We start from the raw sequence: 23,766 nt of genomic DNA on the forward strand, positions 1-23,766 counted from the left end.
ACCCGTTAGCGTGCGTCGCCCATCGCCACGGACGGGGGCAGCTGACGGGTATGCGCAGACCGGGGGTCGGTGCGGTGCTCCGGCTTTCCGCGACGCTATTTGTGCATCCGCTACGGCTCGGCCGGTGCGGCAGAACCAAAAACATTCTCAAGGGGGAAACCACTACGCCAGGAATCATCGCAGTTCTTGAGAGAGAACCTACCGGACTATCCCGGGAGATTGCCGAGGGGATTGCAGACAGGATGTATGAGTCGTCGGGGCTTTCACGCCGCCTCATAACACGGTGGGACGGAGTATCGGTGATCATACTTCACACCGGGAAGGACTCCTACGGGGTCTTCGAATCCGGGGACTGGCTGGTCGTATGGTACGGGTGGCCGCTGTATAAGGGGCGTTCCGTCACGGAGGATATTCTCAAGGACTGCGCTGAAAACCTTGCCGACGGTGACGTACGATCGTTCTTCCGGGACTGGTACGGTCACTTCCAGGCGGTGGTATACTCCCGGAAGGATCACGAGCTCGTTGTGGCCGCAGACAAAATAAGCACCCACCCGGTATACTATACCGACGGAGGGAGTTATGTCGCCGTCTCTCCGGAAACGCTCTCGTTCTGTGCCCTTGCGAAGTACGGATGGCAGCCGGGTATCCGGAAAGGTGCTATCTATGAGTATCTGGCGAGCGGCCACCTCTGGGGCGACGGAACATTCTGGAACGAAGTCTTCCGCCTCGGGCCGGGGCAGTACGTCTATGCCAACGGTGCCGGTATCGCCTGCCGGTTCTACTGGCAGGCGACCTATAACCCCTCGGACGAGAGTGAAGAGCGCCTGAAAGAGAAACTCGCCGAAGCGATAGAACGGGATGTTGCAACGCTCCCTCCCGGAAAAGGGCTTCTGACGCTGAGCGGCGGGGCGGATTCCCGGTCGCTCCTCTGCTTTCTCGATGCGCTGAAGGTTCCTTTCGGTGCCGTGAGTTACAATTTCGGGGATGCGCAGACTGCAAGCGACGCCTCGGTCGGGGAATATTACGCAAAAAAGCTCGGTGCCGATCACTTCTTCTACGACGCCGACCTGACCGATACGACCCGCCTCATCGACGATATCCACCGGGCGATTGCCGCCACCGGTGGAGAATGCGACACGGTCGCCAGCCAGGATGCGTTCCTCGGCACCCGGTTCTACCAGGAGCTCTCCCGCCGGTATGACTATATCCTGCGTGGAGACGAGGCCTGGGGTGGGCGAATGCCCGCGGGAAACCTCGATCTGGTCTTCCTTGACAGTCATCTCTACACACTCAGAGAGTTTCCCCAACCGGAGCGGATTCTTCTCGCCGAAGCATTTGCGGAGGGTGCGGACTACCTGCGGAGACAGCAGAACCGGTATGCCCGGGAGTGCCCGTCATCTGCCCGTGAGATGGATGACCTGCGCGAGTACATCTTCTGGCGGCACCGGAGCCCCCGCCTTCTGCAGACGATGGCATACTTCCGGCGCATGTATCTGCCGCAGTTCGCCCCGTTCCTCTTTGAGCATACCCTCGACGCGATAGCCGTCACTCCGAGCAGTCTCCGGACGAATAAATCTCTCTTCATGGAGATGAACCGCGATCGGTTCCCGGAGTTCTTCCGGGATCCGAACGCTCCGAATCCCCTTATGACGGAAGGCACCCGTTTCGATAGGATCTACCGCGACCCGTATATTCAGGCTCTGATCCGTGACGCGCTCATACAGGACCCGCCGGCATCTCTCCGAAGGCTGCTCGACCCGGAGAAGACCCGGGATTTTGTCGATTCGATCCTCACAGAAGAAGGCAGCAGGATACGGGCGCAGAACAGATCGTACAACTTGCTGCGCATCTTCCGCAATATAGCGGATAAGAGCCCCGGTATCTCGGCGCGCCTCGAATGCATGCTCGTCTGTTCCGGTGTTGTGAAGTATCCCTACTTAAACTCCAAATATCTCTTCCGGATGCTGGTTCTTGCCCTCGCGCTCCGGGAGCACGAAGCTGTGATTCCCGGGGAGGTTTCGGCAGGCGCGGAGGCATCGGCTCCGGGGCTGCTCCCGGAGATCGGTCTCGGGCATTCGGGCGGCGTGAGTGGGAAGAGCTTTGCTCACGTGGAGGCACAGCGGCAATGAAGATTCTCCAGGTGGCGAACTTCTACAAGCCGATCTGGGAGGCGGGCGGTGTCGCCCGCTCGACATACGAGCTCTCCCGGCACCTTGCGGCGCGGAACCATGCGGTCACCGTCTACACCACCAACTGGGCATACCAGGACTATGACCTCGCGACGAACGCTCCGGTCGATGTCGAGGGTGTCCGGGTCTACTACTTCGAGAACCTTCGAAGGTATGCGCCGTCCCTGCTCCCGCCGACACCCTACTACTCGCCGGTCGTTGCCCGGCGGGAGATTGAATCCTTTGATATCATCCATATGAACGAGTATCGGGCACTCCTGACCGCCGGTGTCTCCTGCTACGCCCGCAAGTACGACGTTCCGTACGTGCTGCAGGCGCGAGGATCGCTCCCAAAGATCATGCAGGTGCAGCGGTTGAAAGGGGTCTTTGACAGCATCTGGGGGAGCCGGATGCTCCGGGACGCATCCCGTGTCATCGCTCTCAATCCGCGGGAGGTGGAGCAGTACCAGGCGATGGGCGTCGAGAGCGATCGGATCGTCACTATTCCGAACGGGGTCGACCTCTCTCTCTTCCGGAACCTGCCACAGCCGGGGAGATTCCGGGAGGCGTTCGGCATCCCGGAGGATGAGCAGATCATTCTCTTCCTCGGGCGGATCAACCGGATCAAGGGCACTGACCTTTTAGTCGATGCTTTTTCGGATATCCTCCGGATGGGGCACTCTGCACGGCTTGTCATCGTCGGCCCCGACGGGGGGCTGCTCCCTGCACTGAAGCAGCAGATAGCCGACCTCGGCATAGCCGATCGGATCCTCTTCACCGGCCCGCTCTACGAGACGAAGGATAAGCTCAGCGCGTATATCGATGCCGACGTCTACGTCCTCCCCTCGATCTACGAGACTTTCCCGAATACGGTGCTCGAGGCGAACGCCTGTGGCACGGCTTCTATTCTCACCGACCGCTGCGGCATCGCGGAGATGATCGATGGACGAGGCGGTGTCGTCGTCCGGTACGACCGGGACGAACTCTCTTCAGCAATCGTCGATATGCTGGAGAATGATGCAGGCCGGCGGAGGTTCGGCGAGAACGGGCGCGAGATGGTCTTTTCAGAGTTTGGGTGGGGGAGTGTCGTGGAACGGATGGAGAATCTGTATACTACGGTTCTTGAGGAGTGGGGGTCATGAAGCGGCCGGATCTTGGCATTATTACGTTCCCGCTCTCGACGAGCGGCACCACGCCGCTCTCCCATCTCGTGGCTATTATGGCCCTGCTCGGCGGCGACCTCCACCTCATCACGGGAAACGAAGGCTACCTGGCCTTCCGGGACGATCCGCGGGTGCGCGTATTCGGCGTCGATCACGAGTATTCTGAAAATCTCGGGCGGAAGATAGCACGATACGTCCAAGCTCAGCTCCGGATCTCCTACGGCGTGCTGAAAGCCGGAAGAGGCGTGGAGACCTGGGTCTTCTTCATCGGTGGAGAGGGGCTCATCCTTCCGATGCTCGCGGCGAAGGTCACCGGAGCACGCACCGCGATCGGTCTCGCCGGGTTCCCGACCCGTGATCCTGCCGCGGGCGGCGAGAACCTCGCGGGATCGCTCTCGCTCCTCTCGTCGATCAACTTCCGCCTCGCGGATACGATCATCGTCTATTCCGACCGGATCGTCACGGAGCGGGGGCTTGAACCCTTCGCCCCGAAGATAGCGGTTGCCCACGAGCACTATCTCGACTTCGACACCTTTCGCTGCACAAAGCCCGTCAGCGAACGGCAGAACCTCATCGGGTACGTCGGCCGCCTCAGCGAGGTGAAGGGAATCCTCAACCTCGTCGAGGCGATACCCCGGGTGCTCGAGGAACGGGGCGATCTTTCGTTCCTGATCGTGGGAGACGGCCCTCAGCGCGAACGGGTCGGAGAACTCATCGAGGAGCATCGCCTCCACGACCACGTCCGCCTCCCCGGCTGGGTGCCCCGCGATCGGCTGCCGGAGGTGCTCGGCGAGTTGAAACTGCTTGTCGTGCCGTCGTATTCGGAAGGCCTCCCGAATATCGTTCTCGAGGCGATGGCCTGCGGAACGCCGGTTCTCGCGACAGCGGTGGGTTCCATTCCGGATATCATCCGTGACGGTGAGACCGGATACCTCATGGAGGAAAACAGCCCCGAAGGGATCGCCGCCGCCGTCCTCGGGTGCCTCGGACGGGACGATCTTGCGGAGGTGGCGGGAAGGGGGCAGCGTCTCATACAGGCAACCTTCACTTTCGAAGAGGCGGTGAAGAAGTACCGGGCGGCGCTCTGGCGGCAGGAGGCAGACCTCTGATGGTCTCTGTCCCGACCGGCTACCGACTTGCAAAGATACTTGCCCTCGGTCAGATGGCCTGCATCTTCGTTCTCCTCGGCTCTGTTTTCGCAGCCGGCCCTGCAACCGGGTATGAACTCTCCATCTACGATGCTTACCCCGTCTACTTCTGGGCGGCGCTCATCGTGAGTATTCTCCTCGGCCTTCTGCTCATCCTCTGGTCCGGCACCCGGGCGGATGAGATGACCTGGTACTGGCTCTTCGGCCTGGTTCCGCTGCTCGTAACCTACGTGATCTTTCTCGGCCTGCCCGCGATACGGGGATACGTCCTCTACGGGCGGGGCAACAACGACGTCCTCTCGCATATCGGCTGGAGCAGAACGATCGTAGAGTCCGGCCACCTCGCTGCGAACGACTTTTATCCGGTCGTCCATATCCTCGTCTCGGTTCTCGACTACATCGGCATATCGCTCGAACAGGCGGTGCTCTTCCTCGCAATCTTTTTCTCGCTTGCCTTCATCATGTTCATGCTCTTCCTCGCCAGGACGGTCTCGCCGTGCAAGGGACCGCTCTTCTTCATTCTGGCGTTCTCGGTTCCGCTGCTTCTTTCATACTTCCACGAGTCCATTCATCCTTCGATCCTCTCGATCTTCCTCATCCCGCTCCTGCTCGGGTGTTATCACAAGAAGAACCTCTCGAACTCGCTGGTTGCATTCACATTCCTCGCACTGCTGCTGACGCTCCTCCTCGTCTTTTTCCATCCGGTCACCGCACTCATCGCTCTGATCATCTTTACGGTCTTCGGGCTTACCGGTATCCTGGCGCAGAGATTCGCCGACAGAGGCTCTCTTACGCCCGAGCCCGATGTCCGTTACTTCATCCTTGCTATCGTTCTCGGGCTCTTCACCTGGTTAAATCCGTTCGAAGGGCTTGACTGGAAACTAAAAGCAGTACTGGAAGGGCTTTTTGGGGAGAGTTCGGGGATGGCCTCGTACTACGGCGGGCTTGCCGGACAGGCGAACCTTTCGCTCACCGGGATCGCCCGGATAGCGCTCGCCCAGTACGGACAGCTCGTCCTCTACTTCCTCGCCGCATACGCCGCCCTGGCGCTGGTGTTCGGTTTCTTCCTGAAGGGAAAGGCGCGACGGTTTGAAGCGTACTACGCCGTCCAGGTCATCGCTGCAACGGCGTTTGCTGTTGCGATGGTCGTCGGCTACTTCATTGAGTTCGAACCGCTCAGGGTCTCCCGGTACGCTGTTGTCGTGATCCCGGTCCTCTGCGGCTATACCTTCTATCACAAGTACCGGGTTATCGACCGGCCGGCCGTGCAGAAGATCTTCTTCGGGGCGGTGGTGGTTCTCCTCGTCCTTGCAAGTATCTTTGCCGTCTTCAACGTCTATTTCAGCCCGAATATCGTGAAGGCGAACGCTCAGCTCACTGCAGCGGAGCTCGACGGCGTCACCTGGTTTCTCACCAGCGCCGATGTCCAAACGCCGCTCCTGACCACCGATCTCCCGCTCGGGCGCTACGAGATGTACTACTTCGGCTATGGAATGCCCACGTACTTCAACCGGCCGCAGCTCGACCGATATATCCCCTCGCATTTCGGGTACGATACGAACAGGACGCTGGCGATATCGCTCGATACCGATCGGACACTCTACATGATGACGACCGAGACGAATCGGCACGCGCACCTCGCGTTCCCCGAGAGCGTCCGGCCGCAGGTGCACCAGTACCTGGCTCCGGATTTCGTCCGCCTCTCCCGGGACCCGGGTCTTGATAAGACCTATGCGAATGGGGAGTTCGAGACCTGGTATCTCTACCCGGTGCCGAAAGACCTGAACGCTGCCTGACGTCTCTCTTCCTCTTTTTCATCGTATCGCCGGGACGGCCGTCCGCCGTGCGGGGAAGCGGATCGCCGCGGGCGACCCCACCGTGAGACCGGCATCCGGGCGGTGCAGGCACTGTGCTCCGATACGCTTACCGTTACCCGGCATATGCTGCCGGAAAAAGAAGTGAGGGGAGGCGGGGCGCCTGGGCGGGGATTACTTCAGCCAGTTGCTCCGGCGTATCTGTATCCCGATGATCAGGGCGAGCACGCCGTACCCGAGCACCCATGCATACCCGATCCCGACGATCCCGAACTCGAGCATCAGGATATAACTTAAGCCCACGAGGAGGACGAACGAGAGAGCGCTGATGGCGATGAGTTCTCTGATGTCTTTCTGGATCTTCTTGATGGAGAGGTAGGTCTGCTGAAATGCGACGAAGAAACTCGAGAGGATCATAATCCGGAGGAGGTCGAGCCCCTCGACGTAACTCTTCCCGATGAGTGAGAGGAAGAAGCCGCCGAAGACGTAGAGGAGGATGACGGCGGGTGTCAGGGTCGCGAGTATGACGGCAAGCGATTTTTTGGTGATGGTCTTTAAGGACTCGCCGTGGCTTCCCTCGACGAAGTGCGACATCGTCACCGACTGGGGGATGATGAAGAGGACGGAGGTCATGGTGAAGGCGATGTAGTAGTCTGCGGTCTCCGTTGCACCGAGGACGTTCAGGACCATGAGCGGCAGGATCTGAGCCGGCAGCAGGGCGAGGAGTCCGGCGACGTAGGTGCCTGACGAGTAACGGAACGACTCCCGGAGGAACGGCCTGTCGATACGTGCCGGTTTGATCCCGACGCGGGCGAGGAAGATGAGCGAGACCAGGAATGAAAGCATTATGGCAAGCCCGTAGGATGAGAATATCCCGAGCGCGCTGAAGAATACAAGCGGGTAGAGGAAAACTATCCGCATCCCCGCAAAGAGGTTTCTGATGAAGGTATACTCCGACTTGCGCATGGCGAGGAACGAGAGGCCGACGTAGTGGGTGGTCGACTCGATGCCGAGGATGCCGAGGAAGATCAGCGGATAGAGCTTGACGATCTGGAGATCGGGAGACCAGGTGTCGATACCCATGATAAAGACCACGCCGAGCAGCAGCGCGAAGGCCGTCGAGACCGCAATGGACGTACTCAGGATTCTATCCTTGTTCCCGTGCGGGAAGAACCGGATGATGGACTGATCGAGTCCGAACCGCGTGAGGAGGATCAGCAGCGAGGCTGCCGCCAGGAGAGCGGTTGCGACACCGACGTCCTCTTTCGGATACAGCCGTGCGGCAACGAGCCAGAAGAGGAAACTGAAGATGATCCCCATGACGTTGGAGGACAGGATAAAGAACGAGTTCTTGAAGAGCGGATCGGTGAGAAGCTGCCGTACATCATCGATGCTTTTCGGTATGGGAAGGTTCATGGTCAGTCGCCCTTTTCCTGTCTGTCGGTGCTGGAGTTCTCGTATATACGCTGGTGCATGGTGACATCGTCCTGCGGATCCCGGTTTCCTCCGAAGATACCCGGAGGTATGCAGGAGAGCCCGGCGGAGGTCACCATCGCCGCGGCCCACGGTCGAAACCGGTGCGGTGTGGATAACCGGGAAGGATGGGAGAAGATTTTGCCTGGCCGGCTCTTCCCTTTCCGTCTCCGGTCGCTCGAGTCCGCATCCGTGCAGGTTGTCTCGTTGTAGCTCCGTTCGTGTATTTATACATTGTGCAGCCGGTCGCGGTCGCCTTCCCCGGTGGTTGCTCAGGCTATAGGGGCTGACCGGCAGACGATTCCCGGAGAGCCTGATTATCCGATGCCGTAGCGGTCTCTGCTGCGACGGGATGAGTTCTCCCTTATATACGCTTTTTGCATACTGTCTGCCCTGATATCTTCGGATATTCCCGGCTATTCTGGTCTTCCGGGGGGTTTGAATGCCCCTTGCCCGAGGATGGGGAGCCTGTTCGCTGGAGGAAAGGTTTATATGGTTTATACTGGTTACAGGTGGTTACCTCGTTGGTATCCGCATACAGCTTACCGGATGCAGTGTGACGCATGAGCGGAGTGAGACAGTGAAGTTAATCAGCAGCGTGATCCTCTTGATTGCAACAGTACTCCTGATCCTTGGCATGATTCTGGCTCCGTTTCTGGCAGATCCGGGCGGCGGTGCCGATGACCCCGCCATTATTGTGGCCGCGAGCGGCAGCAGTGCAGCCGAGAAGGCGAAAGCGAGCTACATCTGCGACGGCGTCAATGATCACGTGGAGATCCAGGCCGCTCTCACAGCGCTGCCCGCCGGCGGCGGCACCGTCCGTCTCGCGGCGGGGACGTACAACCTCGCCGGCAACATCGAACCGCGGGCGAAGACCGTGCTCGAAGGAGCCGGGCCCGATGCCACTACGCTTGCCTTTCCGAAGACCGGCGGGATCCGGATATACCGCCCGTCGGTTACGCTCGAAGGGTTCACCGTCATCGGGGTTGCCGATATCCTCATCGCCGAGAGCCATGCCCGCGTACGCGACGTGACGATGACGGTGGACAACTCGCGGATCGGCGCCTTCTACGTCTGGGCCGCGAACACCGTCATCGAGGATACCGTCTTTGAGAACTGCAGGGCAGTCAACTGCGGCCGCTACGGGTTCTTAAACAGCGGCGAGGGCGAGCCCCGTCTCGTGAAGAATATCAAGTACATCAACTGCGAGGCGATCAACTGCGGCAGGTACAGCTCCGTCTCGACGGGGCCGTGGGTGACCGGATTTGATATCGTCGAGAAGAACGATATCGACGGGGCCGAGATCATCGGCTGTTACGCCGAGGGCAACCAGGAGAGCGGGTTCCACCTCGAAGGCTTCTCGTACTTAAACATCAAGAACGTCCGGTTCCAGGACTGTGTCAGCGTCAACAACGCCCAGAAGGGCAAGGATGCGTCCATGTTCGGTGCCGGGTATACCGTCTCAAAAGGTGTCACCTTTGAGAACTGCACTTCGGAGAACAACAAGCACGGATTCCTTATCAACGGTGCGAGTGTCCGGGGGCACGACGTCTCCTTTATCCGGTGCACCGACACCGGTTCCGACTACGGGTTCACTGTCGATCACGGATCCGGGTTCACGCTTGAGGAGTGTGAGGCTATCGGATCGGCGTTCCGCTCGCTGACGATCGATCGATCCCACAACATCAGTGTCGAGGCGTTTAAGAGCAGACCCTCGGAGAAAGGAGCCGGAACTGCACCGGTCGGAAGCGGTGCCGACGATCATCATGACGTGCTGATTCAGGACTCATACGGGGTCACCATGAGCGGCGAGATCATAACCTCCCGGCCGCATGCCCTGACGGTGACCGGATCTGAGAGCCGGGAGGTCACGCTGCACGATACCACGGTGATCTCTCGCGGTCAGAAGGATATCGTCTACGGCATCTTTGTGAATAACGATGTCTCTGATGCCGGCACCATCCGGATCAAGGACAGTACTATCCGGACCGATGCAGACGGGAAGACCTTCAACGCCGGAATAGAGAATCGTGCCGGGGAGAAGGTGAAGGTCAGCAACGTTCTCGTGACCGGGGCGAAGACCGCGTATGTCAACTGCGATATCCTCGCTGAGGCAGAGGTCGTCTCTCCGACGCCGACAGAACAGCCCGGCTTTGGTATCGGTCTTGCCCTGGCGGGTCTTGCCGTGCTCTTCCTCCTCCGCCGGAGGAAGTAGGTCTATTAACCCCTCCTCTCTTCCGAAAGGCAGTTCAGGATGGATTCTGACCGGTAATTGAAGATTCGCTTCTCAAAAGGACGTAGTACCTCAGAGGCGGCCTGCGCAGATTCACCCGTCTCGAAACGCCTGCTTCTCCCTGCTCTTCTCGAAACTCGCCGGGCGTGACTCGGGCCGATCAGCGCGATTATTTAAACGCTCCGATTTTGATCGAAGTTCTGGTATATTAAATGTCCTTCCGATCTTTTGATTATTATTTTCACCTAGAAATAAAAATCGGCCATTATTATATGCCCTATTCCCGGGATCTCGATTTTTATAAAAATAATATTATAGGATAATTACTTATACATCGATTCAGAGATGCAGATCTACCTCCATGTGAGGAGTGAGCAGCATGAGAGACACGCGAAGTATGAAACGACTGGTTGCAGTGTTCCTGGTCTTCTGCCTCATTCCGGTTTTTGCACCGGGTGTGGCGGCAGCGGAACCGACCACGCTTGTCGTGGCTGCATATGACAGCAGCGAAGAAGCAAAAGCTCAGGCCAGCTACATCTGCGACGGTACAAGTGATCACGTGGAGATTCAGCAGGCGCTCGATGCCCTGCCTGCTGGCGGAACCGTCCTCCTGACGGAAGGAACATACGCCTGTGCCGGTAACATCCAGCCCGGGGAAGGAAAAGCCCTGCAGGGCGCCGGTGAGAATGCCACCGTTCTCTCCTATCCGGGTAACGGCGGTCTTCGGATCCGTGCACCGTCGGTGACGTTCGCCGACTTCAAGGTGACCGGCAAGGCCGACATGATCATCGAGAACAGCCACGCCCGTGTCCGGAACGTGACGATGACGGTGGACAACTCCCGGATCGGCGCCTTCTACGTCTGGGCAGCCAACAAAGTTGTCGAGGACACCGTCTTTGAGAACTGTAAGGCGGTTGACTGCGGCCGTTACGGGTTCTTAAACAGCGGCGAAGGGACGCCCCGGCTCGTGAAGGATATCAAGTACATCAACTGCGAGGCGATCAACTGCGGGCGGGACAGCTCCGTCAGAACCGGCCCCTGGGTGACCGGATTCGATATCGTCGAGAAGAACGATATCGACGGCGCCGAGATCATCGGATGCTACGCGGAAGGCAACCAGGAGAGCGGGTTCCACCTCGAGGGATTCTCGTACCTGAACATCAAGAACGTCCGGTTCCAGGACTGTGTAAGCGTCAACAACGCCCAGAAGGGTAAGGATGCATGCATGTTCGGCGCCGGATTTACGGTCCCGAAGGGTACCACACTCGAGAACTGCACATCGGTCAACAACAAGCACGGTTACCTCGTCAGCGGTGGCAGTGTCAGCAAGGGGTTTGGGAACACCTTCGTGAACTGTACCGACGAGGCTTCGGACTACGGGTTCACGATCCGCCACGGCTACGACTGCACCCTGACGAACTGTGAGTCGAAGGATGCGGCACGGCAGGGGCTCGTCCTCTCGAAGGCCTGGAACATCAAAACCGAGAATTTCGGGCTGATCGGTACTGCGGGCTACAATGTCCACGCAGGGTCTTCTGAGACGGCAGCGGTGAAGATTGCCGGAACAACGGCATCGGACGACCAGTTTGCCTACAACATGTGGAACGGGCAGGTCACCGACAGCGCCCTTGACATCCACGCCGAGGGCGTTCTCTGCGACACTATCGTGTACCTTGAGAATGCCGAGCGAGTCACCCTCACCGGCGACGCTACCACTGCCAGTGCAGACCCGGTAAGGGTCGCCGGCGGAACGGCGGTCGATACTGCCGGGTTCACTGTAGCAGGAGATGCAGGCGCACCTGCTGTGGTAGCAGCCGCATAAGCGGAATAGTGCTGCGGTCTGCCCCTCTCGCGGGGAGATCGCACGGCAGCACCACTATCAATCTTTTTTAGCACTCGCTTCTGCTCCGTGAGCGACGGTGCGTTTTCCCGGTTATCCCTCACAACATCCGGTCGTCCGGCACTGATGCAGCAGCCTCTATTTATACCTACTTATGTTTCAAACTCTGCCTGGATCTCTCTTTTTTGTGCCTTTTTCTGTTATATTTCCTCAATCCTTTTGATATTGGCGTTCATGCCTCTGTTTATTTTCAGTAGTTTTTTATAAAATTATTATTATATGGAGTGATGTCACCTTCGGAGGTGAAATCCTGAGAAACAGACGAACCATCAAAAACGTGATAAGCACGGTTCTGGTGCTGTGCCTGGTGTCGGCGATGCTGCCGGCCGGTGCAGCTGCCGGAACCAGTGCCACGCCACTCGAAGATCTCCGCCTGACCGAAGAACAAGTGTCGGAATACACAACCAGTCTGCGCACTGCGAGCTCGGAATGGGCTACCGCGGAAGCAGGCACGGTGACGCTCATTGTGGCGGCATACGATGCCGGTGAAGCGTCAAAGGCTCAGGCAGATTACACCTGTGACGGGGTCAATGATCACGTCGAGATCCAGGCCGCTCTCAAGGCGGTGCCCGCCGGTGGAACCGTCCTCCTGACGGAGGGTACGTTCAACTGTGCCGGCAACCTGCAGCCCGGTGCCTACACCACGCTGAAGGGTTCCGGCGACGGCGTCACCGTCCTGAAGTTTCCGGGTGTGGGCGGGCCGCGGGTCCGTTCGTCCTACGTCACCTTTGCAGACTTCACGATCCTCGGCACCGCCGACCTGCTCGTCGCACAGAGCCATGCACGCGTCCACAATGTGACCATGACGGTGGACAACTCGCGGATCGGTGCCTTCTATGTCTGGGCGTCGAACAAGGTCGTCGAAGACGTGGAGTTCGTGAACTGCAAGGCTATCGACTGCGGCCGGTATGGGTTCATCAACAGCGGTGAAGGGTCGCCGAAGCTCGTCAAGAACGTCCGGTTCATCAACTGCGAGGCGATCAACTGCGGGCGGGACAGTTATGTCAATACCGGCCCCTGGGTGACCGGATTCGATATCGTCGAGAAGAACGATATCGACGGTGCCTGGATCGTCGGCTGCTACGCGGAAGGTAATCAGGAGAGCGGGTTCCACCTTGAGGGCTTCTCGTACTTAAGCATCAAGAACGTGAACTTCAAGGACTGCGTCAGTGTCAACAATGCCGCGAAGGGCAAGGATGCATGCATGTTCGGCGCCGGGTTCACAACCCCCAAGGGGTGCAGTCTCGAGAACTGCTACTCGTACAACAACAAACACGGGTTCCTCGTCAGCGGCGGCAGCATCAGCAAGTGCTATGATATCAGCATGAAGAACTGCCGTGACGACGCCTCCTGGTACGGGTTCATGTTCCGCCACGGCTACGACAGTTCGATCACCGACTGCATCTCGAACGATGCAGAACGTCAGGGAATCGTCCTCTCGAAGGCCTGGGACCTCACGGTGGATAACTTCACCATGAAGAACGCCGGAGGCTACCCGCTCCATGCAGGTTCGTCGACGGTTACGGCCGCAAAGTTCGCCGGAACCAAGACTGCCGATGACCCCTTTGCCGGCGGCATGTGGCACGGCCCGGTCACCGACAGCACGATCGATATCAACGCTGAAGGGTGCGCTTCGGATACCGTCATCTGCCTCGAGAACGCAGAAAGGGTAACCGTGACCGGCAGCATCGCGTCGAGCAGCCCCGATGCCGTGAAGGTCATTGGCGGCTCGAACGTCGACACGAGCGGTGTCGTGGTCTCAAACGCCGGCGATACGCTGGAATGGAAACCGATCGCGATCCCCCTGATCGATTGAGACCATGACACTCCTTCTCTTTTTTCAGCCATTATCGGGATAGTTTTGGCATAACGCCGATTGAAACCCGTCTCCCTTCGGAAGGGTCGGGTCGGTCATCACCGGCGGTTATATGCCCTGGTGGTGCCGGTGCGGCACGGTCGTGATTCCTGCTATCGGACGGGGTCTGGTATGCGTGCTTTCCACGGTCCGGAAGGCGGCATGTTCATCGGGCAGGCTTCGGCACGGCGTGTGGAGAATCCCGGTCTGCCTTCCGTACTCCCGAATCGCTCCGGTACATGGGCGTATCATTATACTGTAGCACGGCCGGCTCTGAGTATTAAAAGTTAACTCAAAACCCGCTTTTCTGATTCGCTGAGATATAGCAAAAAGAACCAAAATTTCTGACTTTTTTGCACATGCGACTTATAATAAAATCCAGATAAAATTGAGAAACTTCTTATAGCATTCTCCATAGATAATGCATCAACTCCATAAATGGAGGTGAGTAATGGGAGATCGATTATCAGCAAGACAAGTAATCTCAGTATTTCTGGTGCTCTGTTTTGCATCGGCCGTTGTGCCGATGAGTGCATCAGCAGCGACATCGACAGATTTCCATGATCTCCGCTATTCCGATGCGGAAGTTGCGGCTGCCGTAGCGGAGCTGCGCACCGCCACCGGCTCGAACTGGGCTGAGTCCGGCGGAAGCACGACGACTATCATCGTTGCAGCAAGCGACAGCAGTGCAGCAGCAAAGGCATCGGCCAGGTATGTCTGCGACGGGTCCGGCGACCACGTCGAGATCCAGGCTGCTCTCAATGCTCTCCCTGCCAGCGGCGGGACGGTTCTCCTGAAAGCGGGGACCTACAACGTTGCCGGCAACCTGCAGCCCGGTGCATACAAGACTCTGAAGGGCGAGGGGCCTGATGCCACCGTCCTGAAGTTTCCGGGTGACGGCGGCCTTCGCATCCGTTCACAGTATGTGACGTTCGCCGACTTCAAGGTGACCGGCAAGGCCGACATGCTCATCGAGACGAACCACGCCCGTGTCCGGAACGTGACGATGACGGTCGACAACTCGCGGATCGGCGGGTTCTACGTCTGGGCGGCCAACAAGGTTGTCGAAGACGTGGAGTTCGTGAACTGCAAGGCTATCGACTGTGGCCGCTACGGGTTCCTGAACAGTGGCGAAGGGTCGCCGAACCTGATCAAGAACGTCCGGTACATCAACTGTGAGGCTATCAACTGCGGCAGGTACAGCTCCGTCTCAACGGGGCCGTGGGTGACCGGATTCGACATCCTCGAGAAGAACAACCTCGACGGTGCCTGGATCGTCGGTTGCTACGCAGAGGGTAACCAGGAGAGCGGGTTCCACCTCGAAGGATTCTACTACCTGAGCAGCAAGAACGTGAACTTCAAGGACTGCGTCAGCGTCAACAACGCCCAGAAGGGTAAGGACAAGTGTATGTTCGGCGCCGGGTTCACCGTCCCGAAGGGATGCAACCTCGAGAACTGCTACTCGTACAACAACAAACACGGGTTCCTCGTCAGCGGCGGCAGTGTCAGCCAGTGCTTTGACAACACCTTCGTGGACTGCCGTGACGACGCTTCCTGGTACGGCTTTGTCGTCCGGCACGGCCACGACATCAGCATGAAGAACTGCATCTCGAACGACGCCGTCCGTCAGGGTATCGTCCTCTCGAAGGCCTGGAACATGAAGGTCGAGGACTTTTACTTAAACGGCGCTGCAGGCTACCCGCTCCATGCGGGCTCGTCGACCATCACGGCGGCTAAATTCGCAGGGACGATGTCGGCCGACGATCCGTTTGCCTACGGCATGTGGAACGGCCCGCTGACCGACAGCACGATCGACATCCACGCTCAGAACTGCAAGTCGTCGATCGTCCTCTGCTTTGAGAACGCCCAGCGCGTCAAGGTGACCGGAACGATCGCCACGACCAGCACGAGCCCCATCCGGGTCATCGGCGGATCGGCCGTCGACACGACCGGTGTCGTCGTCGGATCCGGTGTGGTTTCACCGACACCTACCCCGACCCCGACTCCGGTCGAAAACCCGGTGTCCCTCTGGTACGAGGCCGAGTCTGCGAGTGTGACCGCACCGATGGTTGCCGCAGCCGATGCATCCGCATCCGGCGGGAACTACATCTGGGTACCGCAGGGAAGCGGCCACTCGGTAGAGCCTCCGGCGACCGCGGGCACTGCGACCTACCGGATCAGCGTCGCTGACGCAGGCACCTACGCCGTCTACGGCCGGTGCATCGCTCCGGACAGTGCGAGCGATTCATTCTGGGTCTCGGTCGACGGAGCCGCCGCCTTCAGGTACGCCCCGGTCAGCAGCGCTGACTGGCAGTGGACGAAGGTCGGAACGTACTCCTTCACCCCCGGCGACCACACCGTGAAGGTGATGTGGCGCGAAGACGGAACGAAACTCGACAAGATCCTCGCAACGAACGACCTCGGTTTCGTGCCGACCGGCATCGGCGGAGCAGCGGGTCCGATCGTGACCCCGACGCCAACGCCGACGCCGAGCCCTACCCCCACACCAACGCCGACTCCGACTCCCGCCGACCCCCAGGTCTGGATTGAGATGGAGTCCGCAGTCCCGGTAAGCCCGATGGTTGTCGCATCCGATGCATCCGCATCCGGCGGCAAGTACGTCTGGGCACCGCAGGGTGCAGGCAACCGGGCATCGCCCCCCGCTGACGGAGCGGTGACCGTTTCGTTCACGGTACCGGCCGCGGGCACCTATGCCGTCCACGGACGGACGCTCGCCCCGTCGAGCGCGGACGACTCGTTCTGGGTCTCCATCGACGGCGGTGCGGCGTTCAAGTGGGAGCCCGGCATCAGTTCAGAGTGGGCCTGGAACAAAGTGGGATCGTACCCCCTCTCCGCCGGCACGCACACCCTGAAGGTGATGCTGCGTGAGGACGGGACAAAGATCGACAGGGTCGTTGTCTCCAGTGACCCCGCCTTTGTTCCTGAGGGAACCGGCGACGGCACACCGATTGTCGTCCCGGTCGACAAAGATATTGTGATTGAGGCGGAGAGCGGCACGCTCGTCGCACCCATGCAGGCGCTCAACGATGTTGCCGCATCGGGCGGGAAGTATATTGTCGTCCCGACCGGCACCGGTGCACGCGCCTCCGCGCCGACCACGGGAACCGCAACGTATGCCTTCGATGTGCCTACGACCGGCAAGTACGCCGTCCACGGACGGACGCTCGCCCCGGACAGCACAATGGACTCGTTCTGGGTCTCTATCGACGGTGGTGCGGCGTTCAAGTGGGAGCCTGCCGTCAGCAAGACCTGGACCTGGAACACAGTGGGTCAGTACGGTCTTTCTGCAGGCAAGCACACCCTGAAAGTGATGTGGAGAGAGGACGGAACGAAACTCGACAAACTCTTCATCACCAGCGACCTTGCCGCCGTGCCGGCATGACGGCAGACGGCAAAACGCCCGCCTGATTACTAACCTCTCAGAGAACAGCGGCAAACCGATAACCGGTCTGCCGCACGGGGTCTGCGGGATACACCCCCGCATCCCCGTATTTTTTGCAGATCGCTTTTTCCGAGTATTACAGCCGCTTATAGTAGAACCCGTCTGCCGCAGGGTTTCTGTCGGCAAATGCTCCCCGGACATCGACCAGAACCCTGCTCGAGTTCATGATATCTCCTATCTGATCGAGCGAGAGATCCCGGAACTGGTCGTGCGCGACGGCGACGACGACGGCATCGGCCGTGACGTCTATCTTCTCGAGCGGCGTAAGATCGAAGGTCGCCATCTCGCTCGTGGAGAGCAGGGGGTCGTAGCCGTATACGTTGATCCCGAACTCCTTCAGATGGGCGACAATCTCTTTGACCGGGCTTTCCCGGGTATCGGGTACGTTCTCCTTGTAGGTCAGCCCCATGATCAGGACGGTCGACCCTTTGATGACCTTTCCCTGCTCGTTCAGTCCCTTGATGACCATGTCGGCGACGTGCCGGGGAACGTAGTCGTTGATTGCCCGTCCGGCGAGGATCACCTGCGGGTGATACCCGAGTTCCTTCGCCCGGTAGACGAGGTAGTAGGGATCGACCGGAATACAGTGCCCGCCGACAAGCCCCGGCGTATACTGGTGGAAGTTCCATTTCGTCCCCGCCGCCTTCAGGACCGCGGCCGTATCGATGCCCATGCGGTGGAAGATGATCGCAAGTTCGTTCATCAGGGCGATGTTGAGATCGCGCTGCACGTTCTCGATCACCTTTGCCGCCTCCGCGGTCATGATATCGGGTGCGACGTAGACGGTCGTGACAAGTCCGTACAGGGCGGCGAGAGTCTCCGTCGTCTCTGCATCCATCCCGGAGACGATCTTGGTGATCTTGTCGAGGGTGTGGGCATCGTCGCTCGGGTTGATCCGCTCCGGGGAGTAGCCGACCTTAAAGTCGGTTCCGCACCGGAGCCCCGATTCGCGTTCGAGGATCGGTGCGACGATCTCCTCGGTCACGCCCGGATAGACGGTCGACTCGAGGACGACGACTGCTCCGGGTTTTAGGTTTCTCCCGACGATCTCTGCAACGGATGTGACAAAGCGCATATCCGGCTCCTTCGACCGCGTGACGGGTGTCGGGACGCAGAGTAGTACATAGTCCGCCTCGCGTATCCGGGTAGGGTCGGATGTGGCGATGAGCCGGTTTTCCTCCCGTGCTCCGATGGCAGCAATCTTCCTCTGGTCGATATCAAAGCCGATTGTCGGCAGGTGCTCGGAAAAGCTGTCGGCAAGCGGAAGGCCGACGTAGCCGAGGCCTGCGACACAGACCTTTTTGTTGGTGAGATCTTCCAAAACCACGTTATCGTCTCCCTTCAGCCCTGTTCCCGGGAATCCCGGTGCGGGTTCCTCCGCCGGCGGTACATCTTCGTCGCCGGGGTGCTCGTTCCCCGTCGACTCGTCTCTGGTGCAGGGCATCTCCGTTCGGTGAGGATACTCTGATGAGGCCTATTCACCTATTTAAATCCTTGCCTCTCTTGCATACTGAATCCTGCCCCTGGGAGGGTGCGGGAGGGTCTCCGGCACTACCGGCAGGGCCGTTACCGTCCGGTCTTCTTCTCTGACAGGCCGGGAGTGTTTTTCGGAGAGAAAAGGAGGTTGTGTGGGCGCTATCCGCCGAGCAGAACCAGGAACTTGTTTATCGCAATGAGGCCGAAGATGACGAGGCCCGCAACCAGCGTGACTCTGAGATAGCCTACGAACGGACGTGCTGCGAGCGGCGAGCTGTTGAGCAGCTCGAGGCCGCATACCAGGCCGATAAGGCCAAGCTCGTATGCAAGAACGATCTCCGGGTACAGGTACAGCAGCCAGAGCAGGGCGGTCACGAGCCCGATCGCAAGCAGGCTCAGGCCGAGCCTCGTCAACCAACGTCCCATCGTGAGGGAATACCTGCTCCTTACTGATATACCTGTCGCCCGCCGGCCGAGGGCGTCGGCGTGACGCTCCGCAAAGAGGGGTTCTGGAGGATATCTGAAAAGAGAGCGGAGGAGAACCCGTATCCTAGACGGGTCTTGCCTCGACATTGCGCGGCAGGAGCTGGTCGATCAGGAAGGCCGGCACCTGCTGTGACGTCTGGAATGCGAGATAGAAATCGGCGCGGTCTCCTACCATCCCGCGGTAGGTGCCGTCGATCTTGAAGTCGAACGCTACCACCTGGACACCGAACGTCCGGATGACGGCGTGCTTTGCAGAGATCTCCTGCATCTCACCGATCGCGAGTTCGACGGGCTGCTTATTGACGGAGAGCGTCACCTTATCCGCCTGGGGGATCGCGAGGATCTCGACGTTGCCGAGCCTGACGACCTCGGAGTTCGGGAAGAGGACGTCGTAGGTGACGGTATACGGGTACGACATGGCGGTGCTCGCTGTCGTCTCTTCTACGTTCAGCGTGGCGACTGCGGCGACCGCGAAAACGGCGACGACAACAATGACGGCAAGAGCAATCTTAAGCCCCCTGTGCGTGCTCTTCCGTTCGGCCGTAGCGGCCGGCGCCGGTTCCGGTGCTGCCGGAGGGGCGGGAGGGATACCCTTCGGGATGGCGCTCTCCTGCTGCATCTCGCCCGCCTCCGCCGCCGAGTTCTCCTGTAGTATCTCCCCGGATGCCCCGGTAGCGGGCGGTGGAGAGGGAGTCTCTCCCGCCCGGTCGCCGCTATTGGCATTTTCTGACATAATAGATTCTCCTTATCAGAAAAAACACGTTTTAACTATTTAACGATATTGTGAGGGTATATGCTACAGTATTCACAGGGAACCTCTCTGTTCCGCGACCCGGGTGACTGCAAAACCCTCTTTATAATTGATGACAGATTAGTGAAGGAGGATGTGAATGACCGCAATCCCGAAAGAAGAATACCTGTTGAAATGTACATCCGCCTGTGCGGGGTGCAGTTCTTCCCTGTGCCTGCGGTATGTTACAAAAGCTGCAGGGCCTGATACGGTTCTGGTCGTCCCGGCCTGCTGTACCAGTGTCATTCAGGGAATTTACCCGAACACGGCGATGGACATACCCGTCTACAATATCGCCTTTGCGGCGGCGGCCGCCTGCGCATCCGGGATGAGCAATGCATTCCGGGCCCTTGAGAGAGATACGAACGTTATCGTTTATGCCGGTGACGGCGGGACTGTTGATATCGGCATCCAGGCTCTCTCCGGAGCGTTCGAGCGCGGCACCGATTTTCTCTATATCTGCTACGACAACGAGGCGTACGGCAACACCGGGATGCAGCGGTCAGGCGCAACGCCGCTCGGCGCCCGTACAACCACGACCCCCGGCGGCAAACCGACACCGAAGAAGGATCTCGACCGAATCGTCGAGGCGCACAACCCGCCGTATATGGCGACGGCCTGCAGTGCCTATCCCCTCGACCTCTACAAGAAAGTGAAGAAGGCGCTCTCGATCGAAGGGCCGAAGTTCATCCATATTCTTGCTCCGTGTCCTCCCGGGTGGCGGTACTCCTCCGAAAAGACCGTCGAGATGGGAAAACTGGCGGTCAAGACCGGCAGCTGGGTTCTCTACGAGCGTGAAAACGGCGCGCTTACAATAAACGGCCCCTCAAAGGCTGCGATGAAGAAACCCCTCCCGCTTGAGGACTACATCAGGGGACAGGGACGGTTTAAGGGTATCACCCCGGAGGCTCTCGAAGAGATGCGCCGGCAGATTCAGATGACGAATGCACGGCTCTCCCGGGAGGCGGAAGGCATATGCTGACGATAGCAACAGGAAACAAGGCGGTGGCCGCAGCGGTGAAAGCGGCGAAACCCGGCGTCATCGCCGCGTACCCGATCACGCCCCAGACAGAGATCGTCGAACAGATCGCGGAGTACGTTACCTCAGGAGACCTCGCGACCCAGTACGTCCCGGTGGAGAGCGAACACTCCGCCATGGCCGCCTGCATCGGGGCAAGCGCGGCAGGCGTTCGGACGTTTACCGCGACGAGCTCCCACGGGCTTCTCTATATGCACGAGATGGTTCACTGGGCGGCGGGCGCCCGCCTCCCGATTGTGATGGCGAACGTCAACCGTGCCCTCGGACCCGGGTGGAACGTCTGGGCGGAGCACTCCGACGCGTTCTCCCAGCGGGATACCGGGTGGCTGCAGGTCTTCGTGAGCACCGTCCAGGAGGCGTATGATGCGACCCTGATGGCCTTCCGGATCGCCGAGCATGAGGACGTCCTCCTGCCGGTGATGGTCAACCTCGACGGGTTCACGCTGAGTCACATCACGCAGTCGCTCGAAGCGGTCGACCCCGGTGATTTCATTCCGCCGGTACGGGTTCCCCATGCGATCGATGTCGAGAACCCCTGTGTTTACGGGCCGCTGACCGGGCCGACCGAGTACTACAAGTTCCGCTGGGATATGGAACGCTCCATGCGTGACGCCGTGGGCGTCATAGCCGATGTCGAACGCGAGTTTGCAGAACGGTTCGGGCGGCAGTACGGCGTGACTGAAGACTACCGTTGCGAGGACGCCGAAGTCATCATCGTTGCGGTGGGTACGCTCGGCAAAGAGGCCGAAGTCGCCGTCGATCTCCTGAGGGAGGAAGGGATCGCCGCGGGCTCCATGCGCCTGCGCTGGTTCCGCCCGTTCCCGAAGCTCGACTTCGGCGGCCGGGACGTCGTCGTCATCGATCGCGACTACTCCTTCGGCTTTGGCGGCGTCGTCGCGCACTCGATCCGTTCGACGACCGGTGCAGAGCCCTACAGCGTGATTGCGGGGCTCGGCGGCCAGGAAGTCACCTATGGCGATATCGCCGGGTTCGTGAGAACACGACAGCCTGGCGCGGAGTTCTGGTTTGGGGTGAACGGCAATGTATGAGATCCGGATCCATTCCCGGGGCGGTCAGGGAGGCGTAACGGCCGCACGGCTGCTCGCCCTTGCGGCGTTCCGCGACGGCAGGCATGCAACTGCCTGCCCGTTCTACGGTGCGGAGCGCCGGGGTGCGCCGGTCGTCTCCTTTGTCAGGATTGACGATCAGCCCATCCGTGTCTACTCCCAGATCCAGAAACCCGATCTCGTCATCGTCCTTGATACGAGCATCATGGACGTTGTGGACGTGCTGCAGGGGATCAAAGAGGGCGGTGTGGTGCTGCTGAACAGCTCGCACGATATGGACGGGAACGGCCTTACCACTCACCACGTCGATCTGACGGGGATCGCGCTCTCGCTCGACCTCGTGATCGCAGGGAGCCCCATCCTCAATACACCGGTGCTCGGCGCCCTTGCTCGGATGGGCATCGTCTCGCTTCCCGCGGTGAAGGCAGTGATCGGTGAGACGTTTGCGGACGAACGAAACGTGCAGGCCGCGGAGAAGGCCTACGAGGAGCTGACACTATGAGAGAGAGACTTGCGATCAGCAGGCCGACTGAAGCTTCGTCGGGAAAGACGGGTTCGTGGCGGACGTTCCGCCCTGAAGTAGACCGCGAACAGTGCAACGCGTGTGGACTCTGCGCCCAGTTCTGCCCGGACGGTGTCATCGATCAGGAGCTCGTTATCGATCTCGATTTCTGCAAGGGCTGCGGTATCTGTGCCGCCGAATGCCCGAAAAAAGCAATTACGATGGTGAGAGAAGACCGTTAGTCTTCTCCCTCCCCTTCTTCTTCGATCGGGCACCGGGCGGTATATTCGAGGTTAAATTTATAGAAGTGCGTGTAGCCGCAGTTCCTGCACCGTGTCGTAAAGTGATTGCACCCGATGATGAGATCGTGCGGCCCGGTCACGTCGCACCGCTTGCAGGGAGCATCCGCCTCGATCTCCCAGATGTCGTAGCAGCCGATAGGGGTGTATGAGCCCTTCGTCCCGACCTCCTCGACTCTCGGGAGGAAGATCCGCGTGGCACCGCAGTGCGAACAGACCACCTGTGCCTGCGCCGAGACTGCCTTGATATTCTGGTCAGCTACTTCTCCACAGGCATAGCATTTCGTCCGGTGCTTCGTGAAGATGAACCGCTCGCTCATACAGGGTAGTTCTGAACCATGCAATGAAATACCTTTCTCCTCCCGGTGCGGTGGCCTGTGCAGACAACGGAGGCCTGCCGAATCCGGTTCGAAGGAGACGCTCTCGTTTTTTCGCAGGGTTGCATCTTTCCGGGTATCTGCCGGGCACGCTCGGGAATGTTTAAGTACCTGTGAGTGATCTCTGGTGCGAGTCCGAGGTGCGATTATGGTAGCAGTGAGAGTAGCCCCGAGTGTCTGTGCGTATGCTGATGAGAACGGCGAACAACTTCACATTGAGGTTGAATTGCCCGGCGTGGACAAGGAGAATATCTCCTTCAAGATGCAGGAGGACAGTTTCACGGTCGATGCGTCGCGGGAGGATATCCGGTATGTCGGAACCTACGCCATCTGCTGTCCCGTCGATCCGGACCGCGCGAAGGCGACCTTCAGGAACGGTCTTCTCGCAGTGGATGTACCCTATAAGCAGCCCACGGAAGAAGTTATGGAGATTCCAATCTCTGAATGAGATCTTCTGAACAATTTGTTCCTCTTTTCTACCGCCCTTTCGGAGATGCCGGCTCTGCCGGTACC

18 protein-coding genes are annotated in these 23,766 nt (G+C 59.4%); 13 read left to right on the forward strand and 5 right to left on the reverse strand.

The features are described 5' to 3' along the window. The first annotated feature begins 299 nt into the window (after positions 1–299). From ABH15_RS04965 to ABH15_RS04980, 4 genes are read left to right on the forward strand one after another with little or no spacing between them, the layout of a single operon-like run. Positions 300–2,129, forward strand: a complete 1,830-nt coding sequence (locus tag ABH15_RS04965; protein WP_164913640.1) for an asparagine synthase-related protein — start codon at positions 300–302, stop codon at positions 2,127–2,129. Continuing rightward, a complete protein-coding gene (locus ABH15_RS04970; protein ID WP_164913641.1) occupies positions 2,126–3,310 on the forward strand; it encodes a glycosyltransferase in 1,185 nt (394 codons plus the stop codon). Before ABH15_RS04965 ends, ABH15_RS04970 begins: the two co-directional genes overlap by 4 nt. Next, positions 3,307–4,440: a glycosyltransferase family 4 protein gene (locus ABH15_RS04975; RefSeq protein ID WP_128693287.1), complete on the forward strand. Its 1,134-nt coding sequence runs from the start codon at positions 3,307–3,309 to the stop codon at positions 4,438–4,440. The genes ABH15_RS04970 and ABH15_RS04975 overlap by 4 nt, the downstream gene beginning before the upstream one ends. Further along, on the forward strand, positions 4,440–6,275 hold the full coding sequence (locus tag ABH15_RS04980; protein WP_128693288.1) for a hypothetical protein: 1,836 nt from the start codon (positions 4,440–4,442) through the stop codon (positions 6,273–6,275). The genes ABH15_RS04975 and ABH15_RS04980 overlap by 1 nt, the downstream gene beginning before the upstream one ends. Before the next feature lie 192 nt (positions 6,276–6,467). Here the strand turns inward: ABH15_RS04980 and ABH15_RS04985 are convergent, their stop codons facing one another. Next, a complete protein-coding gene (locus tag ABH15_RS04985; RefSeq protein WP_128693289.1) occupies positions 6,468–7,709 on the reverse strand; it encodes a lipopolysaccharide biosynthesis protein in 1,242 nt (413 codons plus the stop codon). Positions 7,710–8,346: 637 nt separating this feature from the next. Between ABH15_RS04985 and ABH15_RS04990 the strand changes: the two genes are divergently transcribed. The 4 genes from ABH15_RS04990 (at position 8,347) to ABH15_RS05005 (ending at position 17,157) form a co-directional block, all read left to right on the forward strand. Beyond that, positions 8,347–9,981, forward strand: a complete 1,635-nt coding sequence (locus ABH15_RS04990; RefSeq protein ID WP_164913642.1) for a PGF-CTERM sorting domain-containing protein — start codon at positions 8,347–8,349, stop codon at positions 9,979–9,981. A gap of 397 nt (positions 9,982–10,378) precedes the next feature. Next, positions 10,379–11,821: a right-handed parallel beta-helix repeat-containing protein gene (locus ABH15_RS04995; protein ID WP_128693291.1), complete on the forward strand. Its 1,443-nt coding sequence runs from the start codon at positions 10,379–10,381 to the stop codon at positions 11,819–11,821. A 394-nt stretch (positions 11,822–12,215) separates the two neighbouring features. Continuing rightward, a complete protein-coding gene (locus tag ABH15_RS05000) occupies positions 12,216–13,715 on the forward strand; it encodes a right-handed parallel beta-helix repeat-containing protein (protein WP_241648078.1) in 1,500 nt (499 codons plus the stop codon). 565 nt (positions 13,716–14,280) lie between these two features. Continuing rightward, the gene (locus ABH15_RS05005) at positions 14,281–17,157 is read left to right on the forward strand and encodes a hypothetical protein (RefSeq protein ID WP_128693293.1); all 2,877 of its coding nucleotides are present in this window, start codon (positions 14,281–14,283) and stop codon (positions 17,155–17,157) included. Positions 17,158–17,293: 136 nt separating this feature from the next. Here ABH15_RS05005 and ABH15_RS05010 read toward each other — a convergent pair whose 3' ends face one another. The 3 genes from ABH15_RS05010 to ABH15_RS05020 form a co-directional block, all read right to left on the reverse strand. Beyond that, positions 17,294–18,661 (reverse strand): nucleotide sugar dehydrogenase, encoded by a 1,368-nt coding sequence (locus ABH15_RS05010; RefSeq protein WP_128693294.1) that lies wholly within the window; start codon positions 18,659–18,661, stop codon positions 17,294–17,296. A 191-nt stretch (positions 18,662–18,852) separates the two neighbouring features. Next, the gene (locus ABH15_RS05015) at positions 18,853–19,119 is read right to left on the reverse strand and encodes a hypothetical protein (RefSeq protein WP_128693295.1); all 267 of its coding nucleotides are present in this window, start codon (positions 19,117–19,119) and stop codon (positions 18,853–18,855) included. A gap of 124 nt (positions 19,120–19,243) precedes the next feature. Further along, positions 19,244–19,912, reverse strand: coding sequence for a hypothetical protein (locus ABH15_RS05020; protein WP_128693296.1), 669 nt, complete (start codon positions 19,910–19,912; stop codon positions 19,244–19,246). Positions 19,913–20,069: 157 nt separating this feature from the next. Here ABH15_RS05020 and ABH15_RS05025 point away from each other — a divergent pair, with 157 nt between their 5' ends. From ABH15_RS05025 to ABH15_RS05040, 4 genes are read left to right on the forward strand one after another with little or no spacing between them, the layout of a single operon-like run. Continuing rightward, positions 20,070–20,951, forward strand: coding sequence for a thiamine pyrophosphate-dependent enzyme (locus ABH15_RS05025; protein WP_128693297.1), 882 nt, complete (start codon positions 20,070–20,072; stop codon positions 20,949–20,951). Next, on the forward strand, positions 20,945–22,057 hold the full coding sequence (locus ABH15_RS05030) for a transketolase C-terminal domain-containing protein (protein ID WP_128693298.1): 1,113 nt from the start codon (positions 20,945–20,947) through the stop codon (positions 22,055–22,057). The genes ABH15_RS05025 and ABH15_RS05030 overlap by 7 nt, the downstream gene beginning before the upstream one ends. Then, positions 22,050–22,577, forward strand: a complete 528-nt coding sequence (locus ABH15_RS05035) for a 2-oxoacid:acceptor oxidoreductase family protein (protein ID WP_128693299.1) — start codon at positions 22,050–22,052, stop codon at positions 22,575–22,577. The genes ABH15_RS05030 and ABH15_RS05035 overlap by 8 nt, the downstream gene beginning before the upstream one ends. Beyond that, positions 22,574–22,819, forward strand: a complete 246-nt coding sequence (locus tag ABH15_RS05040) for a 4Fe-4S binding protein (protein WP_128693300.1) — start codon at positions 22,574–22,576, stop codon at positions 22,817–22,819. The genes ABH15_RS05035 and ABH15_RS05040 overlap by 4 nt, the downstream gene beginning before the upstream one ends. Here ABH15_RS05040 and ABH15_RS05045 read toward each other — a convergent pair. Then, positions 22,816–23,196 carry a hypothetical protein gene (locus tag ABH15_RS05045; RefSeq protein WP_128693301.1) on the reverse strand — a complete coding sequence of 127 codons (381 nt, stop codon included), beginning with the start codon at positions 23,194–23,196 and terminating at the stop codon, positions 22,816–22,818. The genes ABH15_RS05040 and ABH15_RS05045 overlap by 4 nt on opposite strands. A 205-nt stretch (positions 23,197–23,401) precedes the next feature. On the opposite strand from ABH15_RS05045, the gene ABH15_RS05050 reads away from it, so the two are divergent. Further along, complete coding sequence (locus ABH15_RS05050) at positions 23,402–23,701, forward strand: Hsp20/alpha crystallin family protein (RefSeq protein ID WP_128693302.1); 300 nt, start codon at positions 23,402–23,404, stop codon at positions 23,699–23,701. Positions 23,702–23,766: the final 65 nt, after the last annotated feature.

The organism is Methanoculleus taiwanensis (genome assembly GCF_004102725.1).
GTDB lineage: Archaea > Halobacteriota > Methanomicrobia > Methanomicrobiales > Methanoculleaceae > Methanoculleus_A > Methanoculleus_A taiwanensis.

Coding starts and splice junctions, on each gene's coding strand:
- ABH15_RS04970 (WP_164913641.1), top strand. CDS start 2,126: ATGAAGATTCTCCAGGTGGCGAACTTCTACAAGCCGATCTGGGAGGCG.
- ABH15_RS04975 (WP_128693287.1), top strand. CDS start 3,307: ATGAAGCGGCCGGATCTTGGCATTATTACGTTCCCGCTCTCGACGAGC.
- ABH15_RS04980 (WP_128693288.1), top strand. CDS start 4,440: ATGGTCTCTGTCCCGACCGGCTACCGACTTGCAAAGATACTTGCCCTC.
- ABH15_RS04985 (WP_128693289.1), bottom strand. CDS start 7,709: ATGAACCTTCCCATACCGAAAAGCATCGATGATGTACGGCAGCTTCTC.
- ABH15_RS04995 (WP_128693291.1), top strand. CDS start 10,379: ATGAGAGACACGCGAAGTATGAAACGACTGGTTGCAGTGTTCCTGGTC.
- ABH15_RS05000 (WP_241648078.1), top strand. CDS start 12,216: ATGCTGCCGGCCGGTGCAGCTGCCGGAACCAGTGCCACGCCACTCGAA.
- ABH15_RS05005 (WP_128693293.1), top strand. CDS start 14,281: ATGAGTGCATCAGCAGCGACATCGACAGATTTCCATGATCTCCGCTAT.
- ABH15_RS05010 (WP_128693294.1), bottom strand. CDS start 18,661: ATGCCCTGCACCAGAGACGAGTCGACGGGGAACGAGCACCCCGGCGAC.
- ABH15_RS05015 (WP_128693295.1), bottom strand. CDS start 19,119: ATGGGACGTTGGTTGACGAGGCTCGGCCTGAGCCTGCTTGCGATCGGG.
- ABH15_RS05020 (WP_128693296.1), bottom strand. CDS start 19,912: ATGTCAGAAAATGCCAATAGCGGCGACCGGGCGGGAGAGACTCCCTCT.
- ABH15_RS05025 (WP_128693297.1), top strand. CDS start 20,070: ATGACCGCAATCCCGAAAGAAGAATACCTGTTGAAATGTACATCCGCC.
- ABH15_RS05030 (WP_128693298.1), top strand. CDS start 20,945: ATGCTGACGATAGCAACAGGAAACAAGGCGGTGGCCGCAGCGGTGAAA.
- ABH15_RS05035 (WP_128693299.1), top strand. CDS start 22,050: ATGTATGAGATCCGGATCCATTCCCGGGGCGGTCAGGGAGGCGTAACG.
- ABH15_RS05040 (WP_128693300.1), top strand. CDS start 22,574: ATGAGAGAGAGACTTGCGATCAGCAGGCCGACTGAAGCTTCGTCGGGA.
- ABH15_RS05045 (WP_128693301.1), bottom strand. CDS start 23,196: ATGAGCGAGCGGTTCATCTTCACGAAGCACCGGACGAAATGCTATGCC.
- ABH15_RS05050 (WP_128693302.1), top strand. CDS start 23,402: ATGGTAGCAGTGAGAGTAGCCCCGAGTGTCTGTGCGTATGCTGATGAG.